This is a genomic window from Kitasatospora sp. NPDC098652 (assembly GCF_044760155.1).
GTDB lineage: Bacteria > Actinomycetota > Actinomycetes > Streptomycetales > Streptomycetaceae > Kitasatospora.
On the sequence record NZ_JBIWAQ010000021.1, the window covers coordinates 113,044 to 132,946 of the forward strand.

Sequence of the window (19,903 nt, forward strand, 5' to 3'; positions counted from 1 at the left end):
CCGGGCCCGTGGCCGGGCGCGTGGGGGATTGCGCCCGGGGGTGTCTCACGGCGCCGCGTGCCGGTCCGCCCACGTGTCTCCCGGGCGAACGGCCGCGCTGCTTGGTCCTTGCCGGTTCGCTCCGCTGTGACGTCACAGATGATTGCCGAGCGGCGCTGAGGATTTGATGAAGGCGGCCCGGGCCGCACATCGGATTATCCTGGTCGCCTTGCGAGTGCCGCCGCCCGCGCGGCCAACGTGCACGAGTTCGTCGACCGGCTGCCGCTGCGGTACGAGACCCGGGTCGGCGAGATCGGCTCCGCGCTCTCCGGGGGCGAGCGCCAGCGGATCTCCATCGCGCGGGCCATTCTCAAGGACGCGCCCGTGGTCCTGCTCGACGAGCCGACGGCCGCGCTCGACACCGAGTCAGAGGTGGCGGTGCAGCAGGCCATCGACCACCTGGTGGCCGGCAGGATGGTGGTGGTCATCGCCCACCGGCTGTCCACCGTGGTCGGTGCGGACCAGATCGTCGTCGTCGACGACGGCCGCATCGCCCAGCGCGGCACCCACACCGAGCTGCTCGCCGACCCCGAAGGCCGGTATGCGCGCATGTGGGCAGCCCAGCTGACGGCCCGTCGGTGGCAGCTGCCGCCGGCGCAGGCCGAGCCGTCGGTGCCGGGAACCCTACCGAAGGACGGGCTGCCAATGAAGCCCTAGATGAAGATGATTATCAGCGCTAACCTGTCCCCGCCCACCGCATAACGGTGCGCAGACAGGTCTCGCCGCGCGGCCGCGGCGAGTGGACTGAGGAGCGGTCACCGTGGTGGAGACGAGTCTCAGCAGCGCCCGACAGGCACCGGCGGCACGGGCGGCAACCCCGCCGCGCCCAGGTCCAGGTCGGGGCGTGCTGCTGACAGGAGCGGTGGGGCTCACCGCAGCGGCGGCGTTCGCCCTGGTCCGCGGGTGGGACTCCGGCGTCCTACAGGCCTGGCGGACGCTGCTGGTGGCCATCGTCGTACAGGGTGTGCCGTTCCTGGTGCTGGGCACCGTGGTGTCGGCGGCGATCGGGGCGTTCGTCCCGGCGCGGGTATTCGCCCGGCTGCTGCCGAAGAACCCGGCGCTGGCCGTCCCGGTGGCCAGCGCGGCCGGGGCCGTCCTGCCCGGGTGCGAGTGCGCCTCCGTCCCGGTGGCCGGGAGCCTGATGAAACGCGGGGTGGCCCCCGCCGCCGCCCTCGCCTTCCTGCTGTCGGCACCCGCCGTCAACCCGGTGGTCCTGGTCTCGACGGCCATCGCGTTCCCCGGCAAACCCGAGATGGTGGTCGCCCGGCTGCTGGCCTCCCTCGTCACGTCGGCCGCCATGGGCTGGCTCTGGGTCGCCTTCGGTCGGCCGGAGTGGCTGAAGCTCCCCAAGGGCCCGGCCGACCAGGGCAGCACGGGGCGTAACCCGCTGGACGAGTTCCGCCGCGGCCTGCAGCACGACTTCCTGCACGCCGGCGGCTTCCTGGTGGTCGGCGGCGCGGCCGCCGCGACGTTCAACGTGCTCGTCCCGCCGTCAGTGCTGCGGGCGTTCACCGACTCGCCGTGGATCGGCGTGCTGATGCTGGCCTTCCTCGCCGTCGTCCTGGCGGTCTGCTCGGAGGCGGACGCGTTCGTCGCCGCCTCGCTCACCGGCTTCTCCCCCACCGCCCGGCTGGCCTTCCTGGTCGTCGGCCCGATGGTCGACCTCAAGCTCATCGCCCTGCAGTCCGGCGCCTTCGGACGGTCGTTCGCCCTGCGCTTCTCCACCGCGACCTTCCTGGTCGCCATCCTGTCCAGCGTCGTGATCGGAGCGGTCCTGCTGTGAAGACCACCCTGCGGGGCATCGCCCCGGCCCTGCTCCTGGCGCTGGTCGGCATCGCGCTGCTGCGCATCACCGTCCTGAGCGACGCGTACCTGCAGTACGTCAAGGAGGGACTGCGGATCCCGCTGATCGCCTCGGGCCTCGTCCTGCTGGCCCTCGGGATCGCGGGCACCGTACGCAGGCTGACCGCCCGACGACGCGAACCGGTGCTGCGGTTCCGCCGGGACGCCGACGGCAACGCCCAGTGGCACCGGCCCGCCCACGACGAGCACGAGGACGGGCACGACCACGACCACAACCCCCGGGTGGCGTGGCTGCTGACCGTGCCCGCCGTGCTGCTGCTCTGCTTCACCCCGCCCGCCCTCGGCGCGTTCACCGCCTCCCGGGACGGCGCGGACGCCACCGTCGAGCCTGCCGCCTATGCCGACCTGGCCGAGCAACCGCCCGCCGCGCCGTCCATCGCCACCCCGATGGCGCTGACCGAGTTCATCGGCCGCAGCCGCGACCCGCAGAAGAGCCTGACCGGCCGCAAGGTCCGCCTCACCGGCTTCGTCACGCCCGGCACGAAGTCCGGCGAGTGGTACCTCAACCGGCTCGTGGTCAGCTGCTGCGCCGCCGACGCCCGCCGGCTGCGCATCCTCGTGCACGCGCCCGGGCCGACGCCGGAAACCAACAGCTGGGTGGACCTCACCGGCTTCTGGCGGCCCACCCCCGACACGCCCGCCACCGCCGAACCGCGCCTCGACGCCATCGAGCAGCACGCCGTCCCCCAGCCGCGCGCCCCCTACCGCGACGTGCCACCCGGAAGCGACGGTTAGCCCTCCAGCGCGCAGGTGTCGTCGAGCCCGTGTCTCCCACTCCGGGAAGCGGTCATCCGCGCGGTGCCGATGAAGACCAGCACCTGGCCCTGCCCGGCCGCGTGGACGCCGGCCGGTGCGAAGCGCGCCACCGAACCGGCCTGCGACCAGAGGCCGGTGACGGGCGGGCGGGTGGCGAGGCGGAAGAAGCCCTTGGAGCGGAGAGTGCCGCCGTACGCGCCGCTGTCCAGGCCGTCGGTGACGAACTCCCAGAGCCGGCCCGGGTGGAACGGCCGGTCGGCGCGGAAGACAGTGCTGGAGATGCCGTACTCCTCGGTCTCGGGGATGTGCTCGCCGTTGAGTTCGGCGACCCGGCCCGGGGCCTGCTGGGCGCGCTCGACGTCGAAGCGGCCGGTGCCGAGCAGTTCGGCGGGGTCGACCTCGCCGAAGCTCGCCGGAACGATCCGGGCAGCGGGGTTGAGCCGGGTCAGCGTGGCCCGCAGCCGTACGGCGTCCTCCTGATGAAGCCGATGAACGCATCAAGATCATTTCGGTCCGTCCTGCGAGACATGCTCATGCGCAGCCGATGGCGGTGGCGACGGCCTCCGGACCGACCTGAACGCACTGGGCATCCCTTGACGGTTCGTCAAGGGGCGGGATAGAAAGGAAAATACCTTAATAAAGTAGCTCCTGGGGAACCCAGGCCTGCCGCCCCGTGGCCGACCGAGTGCGCCAGCGCGAACATCGTCAGTGCCGATAGCCGAGGAGCCGGTGTGTCCCGTCGCATCACCCGCGATTCCGTGACCTGGATGCTCTACCTCCAGCTGTCGGCGTTCGGCTTCTTCCTCTACGGCTTCGGGCCCTCCGTCCCGCTGCTCGCCAGGGATCTCGGTGTGTCCGACGCGCAGGCGTCGCTGAGCGGCACCGCCCTGGCCCTCGGGATGCTGCTGGCCGGGCTCGGTGGTGCCCGCTTGAGCCGACGTCTGGCGCGCACCACCCTGCAGTGGGCGGCTCTCTCGCTCCTCGGTGTCGGAGCCGCGATCTACTGTGCCGGCCGGGGTGTGGAGGTGGCCTGTGCGGGCGCCTTGATCGCCGGGTTCGCGGGCACTGTGGTGATCAACACGACGACGGCCGCGCTCGCCGAGCACCACGGCGAGCATGCCGCGGCCGCGATCAGCGAGGCCAACGGCATCAGCGTCGCCGTCGGTCTCGCCGCGCCCGCCCTCCTCGGCGGTCTGCGGCTGCTCGGGCTCGACTGGCGGTGGGGGCTGCTCTTGCTGCTGCCCTTCATCGCGGTGATCCGGTTCGCCTTCGGCCGGGTCCGCCTGCGCGACACCCGGGACACGACGGCCGATTCGGCCGGCCGCCTCAGCTCGTTGCCGCGCGACTACTGGCGGGCCTGGGCCGTGTTGTTGGCCTGCGCGACCGTCGAGATGTGCATGTCGTTCTGGGCCTCGGAGGAACTCCGCTCGCACACCGGGCTGGCTGCCGGAACCGCCACCATGGCGATCACCCTGATGCTGCTCGGCATGGTCGTCGGCCGTCTGGGGGGTGCGCGCCTCGCCCGCGCCGTTCCCGCCGACACCCTCCTCCTCGCCAGCTTGTCCCTCAACGCGGTCGCCTTCACCCTGCTGTGGCTCTCGACCGGACCCGTCCTCGCTCTCACCGGGATCGTGTTGTGCGGCCTGGGCATGGCGCTGCAGTTCCCGCTGACCGTCACCAACGCCGTCCACGCCTCCGCCGGCCGTCCCGACCAGGCCATGGCCCGGGTCAGCATCGGAGAGAGCCTGGCCACCGGTCTCGGGCCACTGACCCTCGGCCTGCTCTCCGGCGCGATCGGTATCCACCGCGCCTTCCTCCTCGTTCCGCTCCTCCTCACCGTCGCCGGTCTCGGCGTCGCCGTCCGGCGGACGGCGGAGCCCGTCGTGAACTCGTAAGTCCGAAGTCCAACCAGCGCAAGCTCAAACGACTTTAGGGATATCGCCATGCAGAGCACCGTGCTTCGTCCACACACGTGGGAAGTCAGCTCCACGCTCGACATCCGCTACGAGATCAAGGAGTGCTCGGGTCTGCTCGACCCCGACAACCCGGCACTCGCCGAGAGTCCGGAGGGCACTCCGCCCATCGGCACCCGGCTGGTCATCGTGGACCACGCCGTCCACCGGCTCCACGGGCCTTCCATCGCCCGGTACCTCAGCGAGCGGAACGTTCCGTACCGTCTCCTCGTGCTGTCCGGCGAGGAGCGGCACAAGACGATGGGGCAGGTCTTCCGGATCGTCGGCGCGCTCAACGAGCTCGGCACCCGCCGGGTCAGCGATCCGCCCATCGCCATCGGCGGCGGTGTGGTCCTGGACGTGGTGGGCCTCGCCGCGAGCCTGTACCGCAGGGGAATCCCGTTCGTCCGCGTCCCCACCACGCTGCTCTCCTTGGTCGATGTGAGCGTGGCGGTGAAGACCGGCGTGAACTACCAGGGGTACCGCAACCGGCTCGGCTCCTACAGCCCGCCGCCGCTGACGCTGCTGGACGACACCTTCCTGCGCACGCTCGACCGCCGCCAGGTCTCCAACGGTGCGGGCGAGATCCTCAAGATGGCGCTGATCAAGGACGAGCCCCTGTTCCGGCTCCTGGAACGACGGGGCCGCATGCTCATCGACACGAAGTTCCACGGATCGGAGCCCGCACGGCAGGCCGTGCGCGCCGCCATCGGCGGGATGCTGGACGAACTCCGGCCCAACCTGTGGGAGAAGGACCTGGAGCGGATCGTCGACTACGGTCACTCCTTCAGCCCGCTGGTGGAGATGACCTTCGTCGACGAGCTGCTGCACGGGGAGGCCGTGGCCATCGACTGCCTGCTGTCCGCGGTGATCGCCGCCGACCGCGGCTACCTCGAGGACGCGCACCTCGACCGCATCCTCACCACCATGGCCGGACTCGGCCTGCCGCTGTGGCACCGGGGGTTCGACGACGTGGAGTTGCTCGGCCGGGCCCTCGCCGACACGGTCAAGCACCGCAACGGACGGCAGAACCTGCCGATGCTGACGGGCATCGGCAAGACGATCTTCCTCAACGACGTCAGCCCTGCCGAGATCGCCCGCGCGGCTGCCCGAGCGGCCGCCCTGGCCCTCCGGGCGGCGGCGTGACGGCGGCGGCCCCGCTCCCAGGACTGGCCGACCGCGTGCTCCTGATCACCGGCGCGAGCTCCGGAATCGGCCGGGCCACCGCGCTGGAGGCCGCCGCGTGCGGCATGAAGGTCGTCCTCGCCGCACGAAACGCCGATGCCGGCGAAGAGACCGCGCGCCTGATCCGCCGGGCCGGAGGTGAGGCGGTCTTCAGGCGAGCCGACGTCAGCGAGGCCGACGAGGTCGAGCGGCTCGTCAGCAGTGCGGTCGCCGAGTACGGCCAGGTGGACTGCGCGTTCAACAACGCCGGAGTCTCCGGCCCGGGTCTCATCGGTCAGATCGACGAGGAGACCTTCGACCGCGTCATGGGCGTCAACACCCGCGGCCTCTGGCTGTGCATGAAGTACGAGATCGGCCACATGCTCGGCCAGGGCAGCGGCACGATCGTCAACAACACGTCGGTGCACGCCCTGCGCACCGTGTTCGCCGGCGTGGGCGCGTACGCGGCCTCCAAGCACGCGGCGCTGGCACTGACCCGCGCCGCCGCGGTCGAGTACGCCGCCCAAGGCCTGCGGATCAACGCCGTCGCCCCCGGACCGATCTCCACCGAGATGTACACCAGGTCGCTTCAGGACCGGTCGGACGCGGGCCGGTGGCCCTCGCTGATCCCCCAGGGACGGGTCGGGACACCACGGGAGGTCGCCTCCGTCGTGCTGTCCCTGCTCTCGCCCGCGACCGGGTACGTCAACGGACAGGTCATCGGCGTCGACGGCGGCTTCCTCGCCACCTGACCACTCTTCCCCGAGGAGTCACGTTCATGGACGAAACGGATGTGTACGACTACGTCATCGTCGGCGCGGGCATCGGCGGCTGCCTGCTGGCCTCCCACCTGCCCGACGGGGCGACGGTCCTGCTGCTGGAGGCCGGTCCCGACGCCCGTACCGACCCGCGCGTCACGACCCCGTCGCGGTGGCCCGAGCTGCTCGGCAGCGAGCTCGACTGGGACTACCGGACCGTTCCCCAGTCCCGACTCGACGGCCGCCGTCTGGCGTGGCCCCGAGGTCGGGCGCTCGGCGGATCGGCCGCCATCAACGCGATGGTCTACATCGAGGGCGCGTCCACCGACTACGACGCCTGGACGGCCTACGGCGGCTCCGGCTGGAGCGAGGCAGTCCTGCGGCCGTGGTTCCCGGAGACGACCGGCGCCGGCGTCACGGCGCTCGCCGACCCGCACCCGCTGGCGCAGGCGTTCGTCGCCGCGGCGCAGAAGTACGGCCTCACGGCCAACCCCGACTTCAACGCCGGAGACCAGACCGGTGTGGGCCTCTACCGCGTCTACCAGCGCGCGGGCACCAGGTGGAACGCGGCGTGCGACCTGTCCGAGGCCGTCACCGTGTGGACCGGCACCGAGGTCACCCGCGTGGTGATCCGGAGGGGTCGGGCCACAGGCATCGAGGTCATGGTGGAAGGCGAGGCCCGCATCGTCCAGGCGAGGCAGGAGATCCTGCTCTGCGCCGGCACCGTCGGATCCGCCCAGCTGCTGCTGCTCTCCGGAGTCGGGCCGGCCGACCACCTACGGCAGGTCGGGATCCCCGTCACCGCCGACCGGCCCGGTGTCGGCGCCAACCTGCACGATCACGTCCAGGTGTCGGTCAGCTTTCCCATCCGCACCGCCGTCCCTGTCGACCCGGCCTCCAACCTCGGTGAAGCGGGCGGCTTCGTCCGGACCCGGCCCGGGCTCCCCGCCCCGGACCTCCAGCTCTCCTTCGCCCCCATGATCGACCTCAACTCGGCCGGCAGCTTCGGCGCGGGGTTCACCATCGGCCCCGCCGTCACCCGCCCCGTCAGCCGGGGACGCCTCCGACTGGCCACCGCCGACCCGCTGGAGCCGCCCCTCCTCGACCCCAACTACCTTGCCGAGGAGGCCGACCGGCGAGTCCTGGCCCGCGGGGTGGAGCTCGCCTTCGAACTCGCGGCGTGCGAACCGCTGCTCTCCCACCGCCGTGACCGCGTCGTCCGGCCGCCGACCGGACGGACCGAGGTCGACGCGTTCTGCCGCCGCCGAGCGGAGACCCAGTTCCATCCGGTGGGCACCTGCCGGCTCGGCCGCCCCGACGATCCGTACGCCGTCGTCGACTCGCACCTGCGGGTGTACGGGGTGGAGGGCTTGGCCGTGGTCGACGCCTCGGTGATGCCCACCATCCCCACCGGCAACATCGCCGCCGCGGTCCACGCGATCGCGCTCAAGGCCGCCGCGGACCGGAGGAACACATGACCGTCTCCGCCGTGATCTTCGACTGGGACGGCACCCTCGTCGACTCCCACGAGGCACACTTCCTCGCCATGCGCGACACCCTGCACGGCTTCGGCCTGACACTGGAGCGCAGTTGGGCGCAGTCCCACCAGGGCACCTCCACCGAGGAGGCGATCGCCCTGCTCGCCGCGGAACAGTCCAGGCCCGTACCCGAACCGGCCGACGCCGTGGCGAAACGGTGCACGCTGGCCTACCTGGACCACCTCGACCAGGTCCATCCGGTTCCGTGGGTGGTCGATCTCGCCCGCTCACTCGCCGGGCACGTCCGCACCGCCGTGGCCTCCGGTGGTTCCGCCGAGGCCATCCGGCCGACGATGCGGGCGCTCGGGCTCGCCGACCTGTTCCCGGTGCTGGTCACCCGCGAGGACGTCGACCACGGCAAGCCCTCCCCCGACCTCTTCCTCCTGGCCGCCCGCAGACTCGGCGCCCCCGCCGACGAGTGCCTGGTCGTGGAGGACAGCGACGAGGGCGTCGAGGCGGCCCGCCGCGCGGGCATGCGCGTCATCGACGTCCGCAGCCGTCCCGCGCACATCGTCCATCCGACAGCAGAGAGGTGACACCCATGCCCGGCCCCGGATACGCCTTCCTCGGCGACGAGGAGCGAGCCAACGTGGCGGAGGTCCTGTCCAACTGGGACCTCACCCGTTACGCCTACGACGTCCCCGAATGGGTGTCGTTCGTGCAGCGGTTCGAAATCGCGGCGCAGGACGTCTTCTCCTCCGCCCACTGCATCGCGGTCAACAGCGGCACCTCCGCGCTCATCACCGCCCTGGCAGCACTGGGCATCGGCCCGGGCGACGAGGTGATCGTCCCCGGTTACACCTTCATCGCCTCCATCGGAAGCATCGTCTACAGCGGTGCGACACCCGTTCTCGCCGAGATCGACGAGTCCCTGACGCTCGACCCCCAGGACGTCGAAGCGAGGATCACCCCCGACACCCGTGCCATCATGGCCGTCCACATGCTCGGGGCGCCCTGCGACCTGGACGCCCTGCGCGACATCGCCCGACGCCACGACCTCTTCCTGATCGAGGACACGGCGCAGGCCTGCGGAGCCTCCTACCGCGGTCGCAGGCTCGGCACGATCGGCGAGATCGGCGCGTTCTCCCTCAACCCGTTCAAGGTGATCACCAGCGGCGAGGGCGGATTCGTCCTCACCTCCGACCCGCGGCTCTACCAGCGTGCCTACGCCTTCCAGGACCAGGGCTGGTTCCCCCTGCGGACCGACACCGGCGAGGGCGACGTGCTGTTCGGCCTCAACCTGCGGATGGCCGAACTCTCCGGCGCGGTCGCGTGCGCCCAACTGGACAAGCTCGACGCCGTCCTGAAGAGCACCCGGCAGTTGAAGCGAGCCCTCGTCGAACGGATCCCCGAGCGCCCCGGCATCCGACGCCGAGTCCTGCACGACTCCGACGGCGAGTGCGCGACCCTCCTGGTCCACCTCTTCGACCGCCCCGAGGACGCGGTCGCGGCCGCCGAGGCGCTCGGCACCAAGACGATGATCCGATCCGGGCGCCACTACTACGGGAACATGCCGCAGTTGACCGCGCTCGCGACACCCGGAGCCAACCCGGCCCCTTTCCGGCGACCTCCGACCGACGGTCGGCCGGCCTTCCGACTCCCTCGCCTGCCACGGACGGACGACATCCTGGCACGCGCGGTGGCCATCTCGATCGGGGTCTCGGACCGCTACCTCGGGTCCGGCTTCGGGCTGACCGTCAGCAGCTCGGAGGCGGAGGTCGACACCGTCGCGGCATCGTTCAACGCCACGCTCGACGGGGTCCTGTAGCCACGGGCGGCAGCACTGCCGGTCACCGTAGCGCCCTGTGCCCGGCTGACGCGCGGCGGGCCGGGCGTCGCCGATTGCAGCGCCGCGTAGGCGCCGGGCGTCCGATCGCGCACGTCGACGCGAAGGCCGGTTTCTCCCGGCGTTGCCTGGCCAAGCGGTATGCGCACCGTCGCGCACGGCGAGTACGGTCTGCTCGACCGCTCCTCCCGGCCCGCACCGCCGGTGACGTCGCGGGCTTGGTGGAGGTTCTGCGGCGGCGAACACAGCACGGGCCTGTCCGCCTTCAGGTCGCGGTGGTCCTGCGACTCATCGAAACCTCATGCGCGCGGTGCGACGATCGCGGAACATCAACTGTCGAAGAGGAGAAGCGAGTTGTCCCGGCACGTTACGCGTCCGGCACTGGTTGCCGCAGCCATGACCGCCATCCTCGTCCTCACCGCGCCGTCGGCGCTGGCAGCCGCAACGGCCGACCCGGCGCCGGGGGACGACAGCGCGGTCTCGGTCGCGGTCTTCGGCGACGACACCCTGACGGAGGGCCAGGAACTCACTGTCGCCGACCTGACGAACATTCACGCCATCGATGCGGCCCTGGTCCAGGCGTACGCCCAGGGCGCCCCGCCGGTGGAGCCCGAGCCGCCGGTCGAGGAGCCGGCGCCGCAGCCGGACCCCGCGGACGGGGCGCCCGCGGTCGCGGGGTCGGCACCTGCGGCCGTCCAGGCGGCCGGTGACCCCCGCTACGCCCTGGTCGCCAGCTGGGCCTCCAGCGATCACCGCACCGTCAACCTCCGCAAGGGGGACGGCAGCGGCTGGGGGTACGACAAGATCGCGCGCAAGCACAACCTCAACGTCGCCGCGATCCGGGCGACCACCCGCTACCCGGCGCCCGGGTTCCCGGTCAAGCAGGCCAACCCGGACAGCTGGAACTACGTCACCAAGGTGAACCACGTGCGGTGCTCCGGCTGGTTTCTCTGGCGCACCTGCAAGGTGGTCGAGAGCCGGGACGTACAGGTGACGGTGAACTACGGCAACGCGAAGGGCGTGATCACCGCGTACTGCCTCGGCATTGACGGCCGTTGCCCGGACTGGGTGAAGAACGCGGCCAACGTCTGACCCGCGGTACCGCCCCGGCCGCACGATGGCCGGGGCGGTACCGCGGCTTCCCAGCCACCCGTGTGTTTCGAGAACAGAGGCGGACCCTTGGTGTCACACGAGGAACACCTGCGGCGCGGCTACTTCCTGCGCGAGGCCGGCGCACTCCAACGGACCAACGCCGACGGCCCCCGACGCCTGGAGCGGATCGCCTTCCCCACACCGGACGGTGCCGAAGTCAGCACAGGCGGGCGCACCGTGGCCTTGCCCACCACCACCGCGCGAGACGAACTGCACGCCGCCCTGGGACCCGGCGCGGGCTGGGCGCCGCCCGCACCGGAGGTGCTGACCTCGCCGCCCGCCACCGCGCCACCGCTGCTGGTCTACGCCGACCTGCTGACCGACCTGGGCGAGCACCTCTTCCTCCTCACCGACTACCCCGCCGACGTCGGCCGCCCCGACCTGGCCGAAGCCCGCCTCGAAGACGTCCGCCTCACCATTGACGCCACCACCGAGGTCGAACTGACGGTCCGTGGGATCACCCGCCGGGTGCGCATCGCCCTCGACTCGGGGGTGCCCCTGGACGTGGTCCCGCTCCTCATCGCCGAGCACCTGCTGGCGGACGAGAGTTCCACGGAATGGCGGATCCCCCGTCACGGTGGAACTCCGAGCGCTCCGACCCGAGGCGGCAGCGGTTCTCGGTAGTGGGACAGGGCGGGTGGGGCCACATCACCGAGGACGCCGACCCGCACCGTTCGGCCGGAGCCGCGATCTACGCACCGGCAGTGCTCAGATGACCAGAGGGCTACGCGGACAACCAGGCCGGGGTCCTCTGGGCGGGCAGGCCGACGCCCGGTCGACCACCGAGAACGGCGCCTCGGTCACCGTGCCGTTCACCGGCACCCGCATCGACGTACGCACCGAGACCAACAGCGACCAGGCCAGGTGGACGTCTACGTCGACGGCCGCCTGCGGACGACCGTCGACACCCACGCGCCCAGCCGCTCGGCGCAGCAGTCGGTGTTCACCGCCGACCTGCCCGACGGCCACCACACCCTGCGTCCGGTGAGGAAGTCCGGCCCGTACCTCGTGGTCGACCGCTTCACCATCCGCTGAACCTCCGGCACGGAACCGCGACCGCAGGAGCCGGCACGGCTGACGAATCGCCCGCCGGCTCCTGCGGTCATCCCCCGAAGGCTCGCTGTGACGCCTCGTCGGCGTCGGTGGTGCACAGTCTCCTGGTTGCCCGTGTCAGGGCGACGTGCAGGTCGCGCTCGCCGCTGGGGCGGGCCGCGATGATCTCCCGCGGGCCGACGACGATGCTCGTCCGACCTCGGCGCCGGACTGCTCGGCCTCGCCCTCGCCCACCGGGCGGCACCGGGTACGGAGAACTCATCCGGCGGGAGATCTGCGAGCCGCTCGGTCTGGCCGACACGGTCCTCACGCCCGACGCGGAGCAGGCCGGGCGGTTCGCCCCCGGCCACGCCCCGGGCTGACCTCGGCCGGCTCGGCCTCTTGCGTTCGGCTCCCCACATAGTTAATCTCCCTGTCAAATCTCGGGGACGGTCGGCTCCGTCCACCGTCCCGAGATGTTCTCCCGACGCCGCCCCCGGGCAGTCCGATCCACCGCGCCACGTCGCGTCCCTCCGGGCGGCGTTGCCGTCAGGCATCCCACCCAGACCTGAGGGTGGATCAAGCTCCCTTGCCCGGAGCATGGTTCGGCTTCGACTCGCTCCGCCGGACCGCTCGTTGGCCGCCATGGCCCGGTGGCCACCCCCCACACCGAGGAGACGTCCCATCGTGCCTTCGCCCCACACCGGACGAACGACGGGTGCGCTGCTGAGCGCACTGCTCGTCCTACTAGCGTCCCTGACCGTCCTCACCGCCACGACCGGGCCCTCCCGAGCGGCGGGCGCCACGATCTCCGTGGACAACTACCGCACCGGCTGGGACCAGGACGAACCCGGCCTGACGCCGGCCCAGGTCAGCTCCTCCGACTTCGGCCGCCAGTACTCAACCCCGGTCGACGGGCAGGTGTACGCCTCGCCGGTGGTGGTGGGCGGCACCGTCGTCGTCGCCACCGAGACCAACCACGTGTACGGCATCGACGCGGCCACCGGCGACGTCAAGTGGACCGTCTCCTACGGCGCCCCGTGGCCCGCCTCCGGCGTGACCACCCCCGGCGCCACCTGGTCCTGCGCCGACCTGGCACCCAGCATGGGGATCACGTCGACCCCGGTCCACGACCCGGCATCCGGCTACGTCTACCTCACCTCCAAGGAGGACGGCGGGCAGTTCCACGAGGCGCCGATCTGGAGGATGCACGCGGTCGACCCGGCCACCGGCAAGGAGAAGGCCGGGTTCCCGGTCGTCATCGGCGGGACGCCGGACAACGACCCCAGCACCCCGTTCGCCCCCGTCTACCAGAACCAGCGGCCCGGCCTGCTGCTCCTGAACGGTGTGGTGTATGCCGGGTTCGGCGGGATCTGCGACCAGGGCAACTGGCGCGGGTACGTGGTCGGCGTCGACACCACCGGCCGGCAGACCGCGATGTGGGCCTCCCAGACCGGTCCCGGGCAGGCCGGCGGCGGTATCTGGCACTCCGGCGGTGGACTGGTCGCCGACGCGCAGGGCCGCCTCCTGTTCTCCACCGGCAACGGCGTCTCGCCGCCGCCCGGCCCCGGTGACAGCGCCCCGACCCGCCTCGCCGAATCGGTGGTCGCCCTGTCGGTGCGCGGCGACGGCAAGCTCGAGACCACCGACTTCTTCTCCCCCGCCGACGCGGAAACGCTGGACCTGAACGACGTCGACCTGGGCTCGGGCGCGGTCATGGCGATCCCCGACGAGTTCGGCACCGGCACGGTGCGGCACCTCGCGGTGACCGAGGGCAAGGACGGCCGGGTCTTCCTGCTCGACCGCGACGACCTGGGCGGCAGGGGGCAGGGCGTCGACGGCACCGACGCGGTGGTGCAGACCCTCGGCCCCTACCAGGGCTGCTACGGCCACCCGGCGTTCTGGGGTGGTGACACCGGCTACGTCTACTTCTCCCAGAACGGCGGCCCGCTGCAGGCGTTCAAGCTCGGCACCGACGGCACCGGCCGCCGCGCGCTCGCCCTGGTCGGCGCCAGCGCCATCAACTCCCGTCATCTGTCCGCCGGTTCACCGGTGGTCAGCTCCGCCGGCCGGACGCCGGGCTCCGCGGTGGTCTGGCTGGTGCGGGCGGACGACATGTTCGGCCGCAACGGCGCCCTGTACGCCTACGACGGGACCCCCAACGCGGACGGCACGATGAACCTCCTCTGGTCCGGCCCGGTCGGCACCAGTACGAAGTTCAGCACGCCCGTGACCGACAACGGCCGGGTGTTCGTCGGCACCCGCGACGGCCACCTGGTCGCCTTCGGCCGCCCGGCCGCCTCGGCCCTGACCGGACAGCCGGTCACGATCCGCGGCACCGCCCTCGGCGCGAGCGGCACCGCCGACCTGACCGTGACCGCGACCAAGCCGCTCACCGTCACCCACGTCGGCACGACCGCACCGTTCGCGGTCAGCACGCCGAGTCTGCCGCGCACCATGGCGGCCGGGGACACGCTGACCGTCCCGGTGACCTTCTCCCCGACCGCCCCGGGCACGGCTCCCGGCATCATCACCCTGGAGACCGATGCCGGCGCCCTCGGCTTCTCGGTGATCGGGACGGCGGTCAAGGGCGGGCTCAGCGCCCTGCCCGGCTCGGTGAGCTTCCCCAAACGGCCCACCGGTGTGCCGGTCTCGGCCAGCGTGCAGTTCACCAATACCGGCACCGAGAACGAGACGATCGGCGCCCTCGGCCTGCCGAGTGCCCCGTGGGGCGTCCGCGGCCTGCCCGCCGCCGGCACGGTGATCGCGCCGGGGGCCTCCTTCGTCGCCAGTGTGACCTATACGCCGACCACCGTCGGCAGCAGCACGGACACGCTGTCGGTCACCACCGCCTCGGGCACGGTCGCGGTTCCGCTGAGCGGCACCGCGATGGAGGGGCGGGGGCACCTGGTGATCACTCCGACCTCCCTGGCGTTCGGCGCCGTCCCGGTCGGCACCACCTCGCGGGAACTCTCCTTCACCTTGACCAATGACGGCAACATCTCCATCTTCGTCAACAAGGCGAAGGCCCCCACGGGCACCTTCAGCAGCAGCGACCCGGTGAGCGAGGGCATCGACCTCGGCCCGGGCCAATCGGTCTCGGTACCGATCACCTTCACGCCTCCGTACGGCGGAGACTTCTCCGACGGCTACACGATCACCGCCGGTACCGATCAGGGCGCCATGACCGTGACGTTGACCGGCACCGGCGTCTCCTGACCACCGCCGACCGTGTCACGAGCCGTGGACTCCGCGGACCTGACGAAGGGGCGGTGGCCGGCTCACGCCTGCCACCGCCCCAGGGAGCACCACGCCGTCGGCCCCAGGCGGGACGACCCGGGATCCGTAATGAAGTCGCCGACAGGTCGATAGGAGTTCTCTTGGTTCGAGTTGTAGCCCCAGGCGAAGTTCATGTTGTCGCACCTCTCCCACGGCCGAGGCAGCGCCGCGCTGGGGATGCCGTGCTCCGCGACCTCGTAGTCGCCCAGGCCGCGGCCCGCCTTGACCCGTTCGTTGACAACGAGGTCGGGCTTGCGGGCGACCAACCAGTTGTAGAGGTCGAGGCCGTCCGACCGGAGCCACCAGTCCTGAAGTGTGGGGCTGGCGGGTTCGCCGAACCAGTCGCCGTCGAAACCAGAGAAGTGCCGGGTCGTAGCGGTCCAGCAGTTCCTGCAGCTGGGCCTTCATGTCGGAGATGGCCGCGCTGACGGCCGCTCACGACGTGGTGGTCGGGGCCGATGGCATCGGCAGCACGGCGCGCACCGCCTGCTTCGGCACCCGCAGCCGCCCCGGTGGGGACCGTCGTGTGGATCGGCACGGCGGACTTCGAGAGCGGCATGTACGGCGAGACCTGGGGCAAGGGCGTGTTCTTCTGCCGGGCTGACGCGGACGGGCAGCAGATCGCCCGCGGCGGGAGGACCCGGCACCACCGACGGTGCCGGGCCCTCTCAGCGGTCGGTGCCCGGCCGGTTCAGGGGGTGTCGTAGGTCAGGGTGTAGGAGGCGGAGCCGTTGAGGGAGCGGACCCGGTAGGTGTAGTAGCCCTCGGCGCCGTCGTAGGACAGTTGGCCGTCGGCGCCGCTGGTGGCCACGGTCTGCCAGGCGCTTCCGTCCCACGTCATCAGGTCCAGCGCGACCCGGATGCCGGAGGATGCGGCCAGGCATGCGCGGTGGGCGCCCGCCCCGGCGGAGAAGCTGCTGCCGCCGGGCTCGTAGGCGGTGCCGCCGCTGGCGAGGCTTCCCGTGCGGGTGTTCCCCTGGGCGGCGCAGCCGGGGGTGGCGCCGCTGATCCTGGAGCCGATGGCGCGGTCCATGGCGGCGAGGCTGGGGAGGTTGAACGGCTTGTCGAGGCTGCGCATCAAGGAGTCCGACGAGGGCCGGTAGATGCCGTACTCGTACTGGCTTCCACCGAGGTAGGCACCGATCACCCCGCCGTCGGGGGTGGACCGGCCGAGGTAGGAGGCCCACTTGGAGCCGCCGGGATCCCTGGTGACGTTGGGTTCGGTCGGCTCGGCGCCGGTGTAGGTGGTACCCGGCGTGAAGTACTCGTCGGCCAGGCCGCCGACCGAGTGGCCGAGTTCGTGGATGGCGATGCGTCCGGACCGGGGGTCGCCGCCGGACACGGTGGAGAGGCTGGGGTAGCCGGCCCCGCCGTACTTGGTGGTGTTGCCGACGGCGACGACGGCGTCCGCGCGGGGGGCCTGCGCGGCGTACGCCTGGGCCTTGGACTCGTTGAGGCACAGCAGGCGCTCGACGCCGCCGCAGAAGAAGTACATCCCGAGCGCGGTGTCCCGGCTGATGCCCTGGGAGGGGTCGTTGCTGACGCCGGACTCGTTCGAGACGACGTTGACCAGCCAGACGTTGATCGAGCCGGCGTACTTGCGCCACGGATCGGTGGCGGATATCTCGGCCCACTTCTCCTCGGCGTGCCGGCGCAGCAGGCCCATCTCTCCGGCGGTGTAGCCGTCACCGAGGATGACCATGTTGAAGCGGGAGTCGGCCGGTCCGGTCTCCTGCAGCGCGACGACACTGGCCGCCGCCGCGGCGCGGAGGTCCTCGCTCCTGGGGGCGACCTTCGGCTCGACCGGCAGGCGGACCTTGCTGATCGTGCCGTCGGCGGAGAAGACCTCGCGCCATTGCGACGGGGTGGCGGGTGCCGCGTTGCCCACGGGGGCTGCGACGAGAACTGCCGCCAGTACGGCGGCCGCTGAGAGCAGGGCGGACACTTTTCGACGCATGAGCGTCTCCTTGTGGCGTCAGGCCGGCGGGTGCGTGCAGCAGTCGGCGACTGGCTCGACCGTCCGGTTCGCGTGGGGGGTGCCGTGCGGAGTTCAGCGGGCATGGCAGGGCCGAGGGGTGGGGGGATCGCCCAAGGCTGCCCGGCGGTGCATGCCTGGTTCGACGAGCGCGACCAGGCGCATAAGTAGTTCTGTAACTTTACTTATGTGAGTACTTAAGCTAGAGGGTCCGCCGGAGGTTGGCAAGCCCCTTGACATGACCAAGCGACATGACCGGGCGATCGGAAAGCGCTAGAAGGGCTTGGCGGGGGCGGGCCCGAGGGTGGTGGCGCCGAGTGCGGACCGGTGGCCGAGGCCGGTCCGGTACGCGTCGAGGGCGGCCTCGATCCGCCTGGACTCCAACAGGTAGCAGGCGTACCGAAGTTCACCCGCCAGGAAGTGAGTGAGGGCACGGCCGCGGATCGCCGGCACGCGGTGGGTCGGCGGCACGCCCCCCTCGGCGAGGACAGCCTCCGCCGCTTCGAAGTGGCCGCGCGCCCCGACGAGTTCCCCCGCCTCCAGCACACACTGGCCGAGCCCCTCGAGAGCGGCACCCCACTCGGCGGCCAGACCATGGCGCTCGGCATCGGCCGCGACCGCGGCGTACCCGGGGACGGCCTCCTCGCCACTCCCACCGGGTGGGCCGCGCTCAGCCCGTCCGGCGGCTTCCGCTGCCGACAGCAGGTCTTTCAGCCGGGAGCCGACCGAACCGAAGCAGACGTAGGAGGACATCTCAGCGGGATCACTGACGCTTCGTCGGGCCCGCACCCGCTGCCCGAAGCCGTTGTGCCAAGTGGGACGGATCGCGAGGCGGGTCCAGTCGGAGATCCGTTCGCCGTGCGCGCCGGACCCGCCGGAGATCCGCTCCCACGCTTGCCGGGACAGCGCCGCGACCAGCTGGTCCACGTGCGCGGTCGACAGCGCTCGGCCCTTGGCCGAGGGAGGCGGAGGGGGCCTTTTCGCTCTTTGCTCCGATGAATGGCAGCACAATCTTCCGCCAGGAATGGGCTTGTGCACGGGTATTGCCTAATACATCGGATGTATTGCTCCACTCCGGTCCTGGAGTGGAGCCCCCATCGGTGGCCGGCGGCCAACGCTCCCTCCCCACGGAGGTCCGAGAGCATGAGACAACCCCGCTGGAGAGCCGGCACCCTGGGCGCGATGGTCTTGCCGGCGACCCACCGGCCTGATGGCGCACGGGTTCTCCGCCGCGGACTTCCGCCACGGCCCGATCGCGGTCGGCGGGCCCTCCGCTCCCGCCCTCCTGCTGGCCGGCTCCGGACCGGCGGACCAGGACACGCTCGACCTCCGCCTCGCCCTGGCCGAGCGCCGCACCCCCGTCCTGCTGGCCGGCACCGCCACGCACGCCGACCTGCCCTGGCCGGCCACCGGCGGACTCGGCGAATGCCTGCTCGCCACCGTACGGGGCCAGCAACTCGCCCTGGAGACCTCGCAGTTCCTGGGCGTCGACCCGGACCAGCCGATCGGCCTCAACAAGGTCACCCTGACCAGTTAGGCCCTGCCCGGCCGGTGCCGCCGGCCTTCGCGGCTGCGGCCGGGGAGCGCGCCCGCACGCACGTGGGCGCGCTCCCCGGGCGCGCCCGCCGTCGGGACCATCACCGCTCAGCGGTACCGGCCAGGCGTCCGCTCGCCGCCTTGGCCTGCCAGTGGCCGAATCGCCCGAGCGGGTCCCCGTCGAGCGTCCACGGCCATTCGGTGACCGTGCCGCCGAGCAGGCGGAAGACTCCGGCGCTCTCGGTCGCACGACCCGCCTGGACGAGGGCGAAGGCGAGCAGGTTCAGATCCGCGAGGGCGGCCGCGTGCCGCAGATGGCCCGGGCGGGGCCACTCGGCCAGGGCCGCGTTCACCGCGCGAGCAGCCCCGGGGCTGCTCCAGTGGTGGCGCGCGAACAGTGCCTCCACCCCGCCGCCGACGGCTTTGCGGCCGTACGCGTCGACCACCGCGGTCAGTTCGACGCCCGTGGCCGGCGCGTTCGCGGGCATGGAGACCCGGATCGACTCCACGAAGTCCGCCTGGCTCCCGCGCGAGCCGCACTCCTGCGGTGACAGGTACCGCAGCATCTGCAGATGCGCCTCGCGGTTCCACGGGTCGCGCGCGACGACCTCGTCCCAGGCTGCGAACGCCTCTCGCGAGTCGGCGCGGACCAGGCGCAGGATTCCGAGCAGCGCCACCCAGGCGGCGGGGTCGGCAGGGCTGGCCTCGGCGGCCTGGTGACAGAACTGGACGGCGGTCCGGGCGTCGTCCATCCGACCCGCGTGCCGACCGCGGACCAGGCCGACCCATGCCTCCAGCACCAGCGCGTCGGCGTCGCGCGGGCTGCGCATTCGCCAGGAACGGGCGAGTTCCCAGGGCGCGGCGGCCTCGGCCAGCACGGCGAGTCGGTGCGTTCGGCGGTCCCAGTCCGTGCCCGCCTCGTGCAGCAGCCGCTCGATCTGCTCGATGCGCATGCCGTCGTGGCCCGGAAAGGCACGGGACGTCAGTTGTCTTCGCGTGTGGCCGAGTTCCACGTCGTCGAGCTCCGGTCGCAGGCGGGGCCCGGAGTCGCGAAATCTTCGAAGGATCGACAT

Annotated in this window: 16 protein-coding genes and 3 pseudogenes; 14 read left to right on the forward strand and 5 right to left on the reverse strand. The window is 71.8% G+C overall.

Annotated features, from left to right (window positions below; all coding sequences use genetic code 11):
- Window positions 1–216 precede the first annotated feature (216 nt).
- The 3 genes and pseudogenes from ACIQWA_RS33140 to ACIQWA_RS33150 form a co-directional block, all read left to right on the forward strand.
- Window positions 217–696: pseudogene (locus ACIQWA_RS33140) on the forward strand (ATP-binding cassette domain-containing protein); the annotation flags it as partial.
- A gap of 103 nt (window positions 697–799) precedes the next feature.
- Window positions 800–1,822, forward strand: a complete 1,023-nt coding sequence (locus ACIQWA_RS33145; RefSeq protein WP_402488827.1) for a permease — start codon at window positions 800–802, stop codon at window positions 1,820–1,822.
- Window positions 1,819–2,637: a TIGR03943 family putative permease subunit gene (locus ACIQWA_RS33150; RefSeq protein WP_402488830.1), complete on the forward strand. Its 819-nt coding sequence runs from the start codon at window positions 1,819–1,821 to the stop codon at window positions 2,635–2,637. Before ACIQWA_RS33145 ends, ACIQWA_RS33150 begins: the two co-directional genes overlap by 4 nt.
- On the opposite strand, the pseudogene ACIQWA_RS33155 reads toward ACIQWA_RS33150, so the two are convergent.
- Window positions 2,634–3,134 (reverse strand): annotated as a pseudogene (locus tag ACIQWA_RS33155) (CobW family GTP-binding protein); the annotation flags it as partial. The gene ACIQWA_RS33150 and the pseudogene ACIQWA_RS33155 overlap by 4 nt on opposite strands.
- 255 nt (window positions 3,135–3,389) lie before the next feature.
- Here ACIQWA_RS33155 and ACIQWA_RS33160 point away from each other — a divergent pair.
- The 10 genes from ACIQWA_RS33160 (at window position 3,390) to ACIQWA_RS33205 (ending at window position 15,259) form a co-directional block, all read left to right on the forward strand.
- Complete coding sequence (locus tag ACIQWA_RS33160) at window positions 3,390–4,553, forward strand: MFS transporter (RefSeq protein ID WP_402488832.1); 1,164 nt, start codon at window positions 3,390–3,392, stop codon at window positions 4,551–4,553.
- 48 nt (window positions 4,554–4,601) lie between these two features.
- Complete coding sequence (locus tag ACIQWA_RS33165) at window positions 4,602–5,756, forward strand: sedoheptulose 7-phosphate cyclase (RefSeq protein ID WP_402488835.1); 1,155 nt, start codon at window positions 4,602–4,604, stop codon at window positions 5,754–5,756.
- Between the two features lie 35 nt (window positions 5,757–5,791).
- The gene (locus ACIQWA_RS33170; protein ID WP_402488837.1) at window positions 5,792–6,526 is read left to right on the forward strand and encodes an SDR family NAD(P)-dependent oxidoreductase; all 735 of its coding nucleotides are present in this window, start codon (window positions 5,792–5,794) and stop codon (window positions 6,524–6,526) included.
- Between the two features lie 26 nt (window positions 6,527–6,552).
- Window positions 6,553–8,010 carry a GMC family oxidoreductase gene (locus ACIQWA_RS33175; RefSeq protein WP_402488840.1) on the forward strand — a complete coding sequence of 486 codons (1,458 nt, stop codon included), beginning with the start codon at window positions 6,553–6,555 and terminating at the stop codon, window positions 8,008–8,010.
- Entirely contained in the window at window positions 8,007–8,606 is a 600-nt protein-coding gene (locus tag ACIQWA_RS33180; protein ID WP_402488842.1) for an HAD family hydrolase, read from the forward strand. Before ACIQWA_RS33175 ends, ACIQWA_RS33180 begins: the two co-directional genes overlap by 4 nt.
- Before the next feature lie 5 nt (window positions 8,607–8,611).
- On the forward strand, window positions 8,612–9,838 hold the full coding sequence (locus ACIQWA_RS33185; RefSeq protein WP_402488845.1) for a DegT/DnrJ/EryC1/StrS family aminotransferase: 1,227 nt from the start codon (window positions 8,612–8,614) through the stop codon (window positions 9,836–9,838).
- Window positions 9,839–10,252: 414 nt separating this feature from the next.
- Window positions 10,253–10,948 (forward strand): hypothetical protein, encoded by a 696-nt coding sequence (locus tag ACIQWA_RS33190; protein ID WP_402488847.1) that lies wholly within the window; start codon window positions 10,253–10,255, stop codon window positions 10,946–10,948.
- Between the two features lie 90 nt (window positions 10,949–11,038).
- Window positions 11,039–11,632, forward strand: a complete 594-nt coding sequence (locus ACIQWA_RS33195; protein ID WP_402488850.1) for a hypothetical protein — start codon at window positions 11,039–11,041, stop codon at window positions 11,630–11,632.
- Window positions 11,633–11,872: 240 nt separating this feature from the next.
- The gene (locus ACIQWA_RS33200; protein WP_402488852.1) at window positions 11,873–12,043 is read left to right on the forward strand and encodes a hypothetical protein; all 171 of its coding nucleotides are present in this window, start codon (window positions 11,873–11,875) and stop codon (window positions 12,041–12,043) included.
- 684 nt (window positions 12,044–12,727) lie between these two features.
- A complete protein-coding gene (locus ACIQWA_RS33205; protein ID WP_402488855.1) occupies window positions 12,728–15,259 on the forward strand; it encodes a choice-of-anchor D domain-containing protein in 2,532 nt (843 codons plus the stop codon).
- 122 nt (window positions 15,260–15,381) lie between these two features.
- Here the strand turns inward: ACIQWA_RS33205 and ACIQWA_RS33210 are convergent.
- The 3 genes and pseudogenes from ACIQWA_RS33210 to ACIQWA_RS33220 form a co-directional block, all read right to left on the reverse strand.
- Window positions 15,382–15,754, reverse strand: a pseudogene (locus ACIQWA_RS33210) (alpha-L-fucosidase); the annotation flags it as partial.
- 256 nt (window positions 15,755–16,010) lie between these two features.
- Entirely contained in the window at window positions 16,011–17,276 is a 1,266-nt protein-coding gene (locus ACIQWA_RS33215; protein ID WP_402488858.1) for a M64 family metallopeptidase, read from the reverse strand.
- A 291-nt stretch (window positions 17,277–17,567) separates the two neighbouring features.
- On the reverse strand, window positions 17,568–18,221 hold the full coding sequence (locus ACIQWA_RS33220; protein WP_402488952.1) for a hypothetical protein: 654 nt from the start codon (window positions 18,219–18,221) through the stop codon (window positions 17,568–17,570).
- A 283-nt stretch (window positions 18,222–18,504) separates the two neighbouring features.
- On the opposite strand from ACIQWA_RS33220, the gene ACIQWA_RS33225 reads away from it, so the two are divergent.
- Complete coding sequence (locus tag ACIQWA_RS33225; RefSeq protein ID WP_402488860.1) at window positions 18,505–18,831, forward strand: hypothetical protein; 327 nt, start codon at window positions 18,505–18,507, stop codon at window positions 18,829–18,831.
- Between the two features lie 100 nt (window positions 18,832–18,931).
- On the opposite strand, the gene ACIQWA_RS33230 is transcribed toward ACIQWA_RS33225, so the two are convergent.
- Window positions 18,932–19,783, reverse strand: coding sequence for a hypothetical protein (locus tag ACIQWA_RS33230; RefSeq protein ID WP_402488863.1), 852 nt, complete (start codon window positions 19,781–19,783; stop codon window positions 18,932–18,934).
- Window positions 19,784–19,903: the final 120 nt, after the last annotated feature.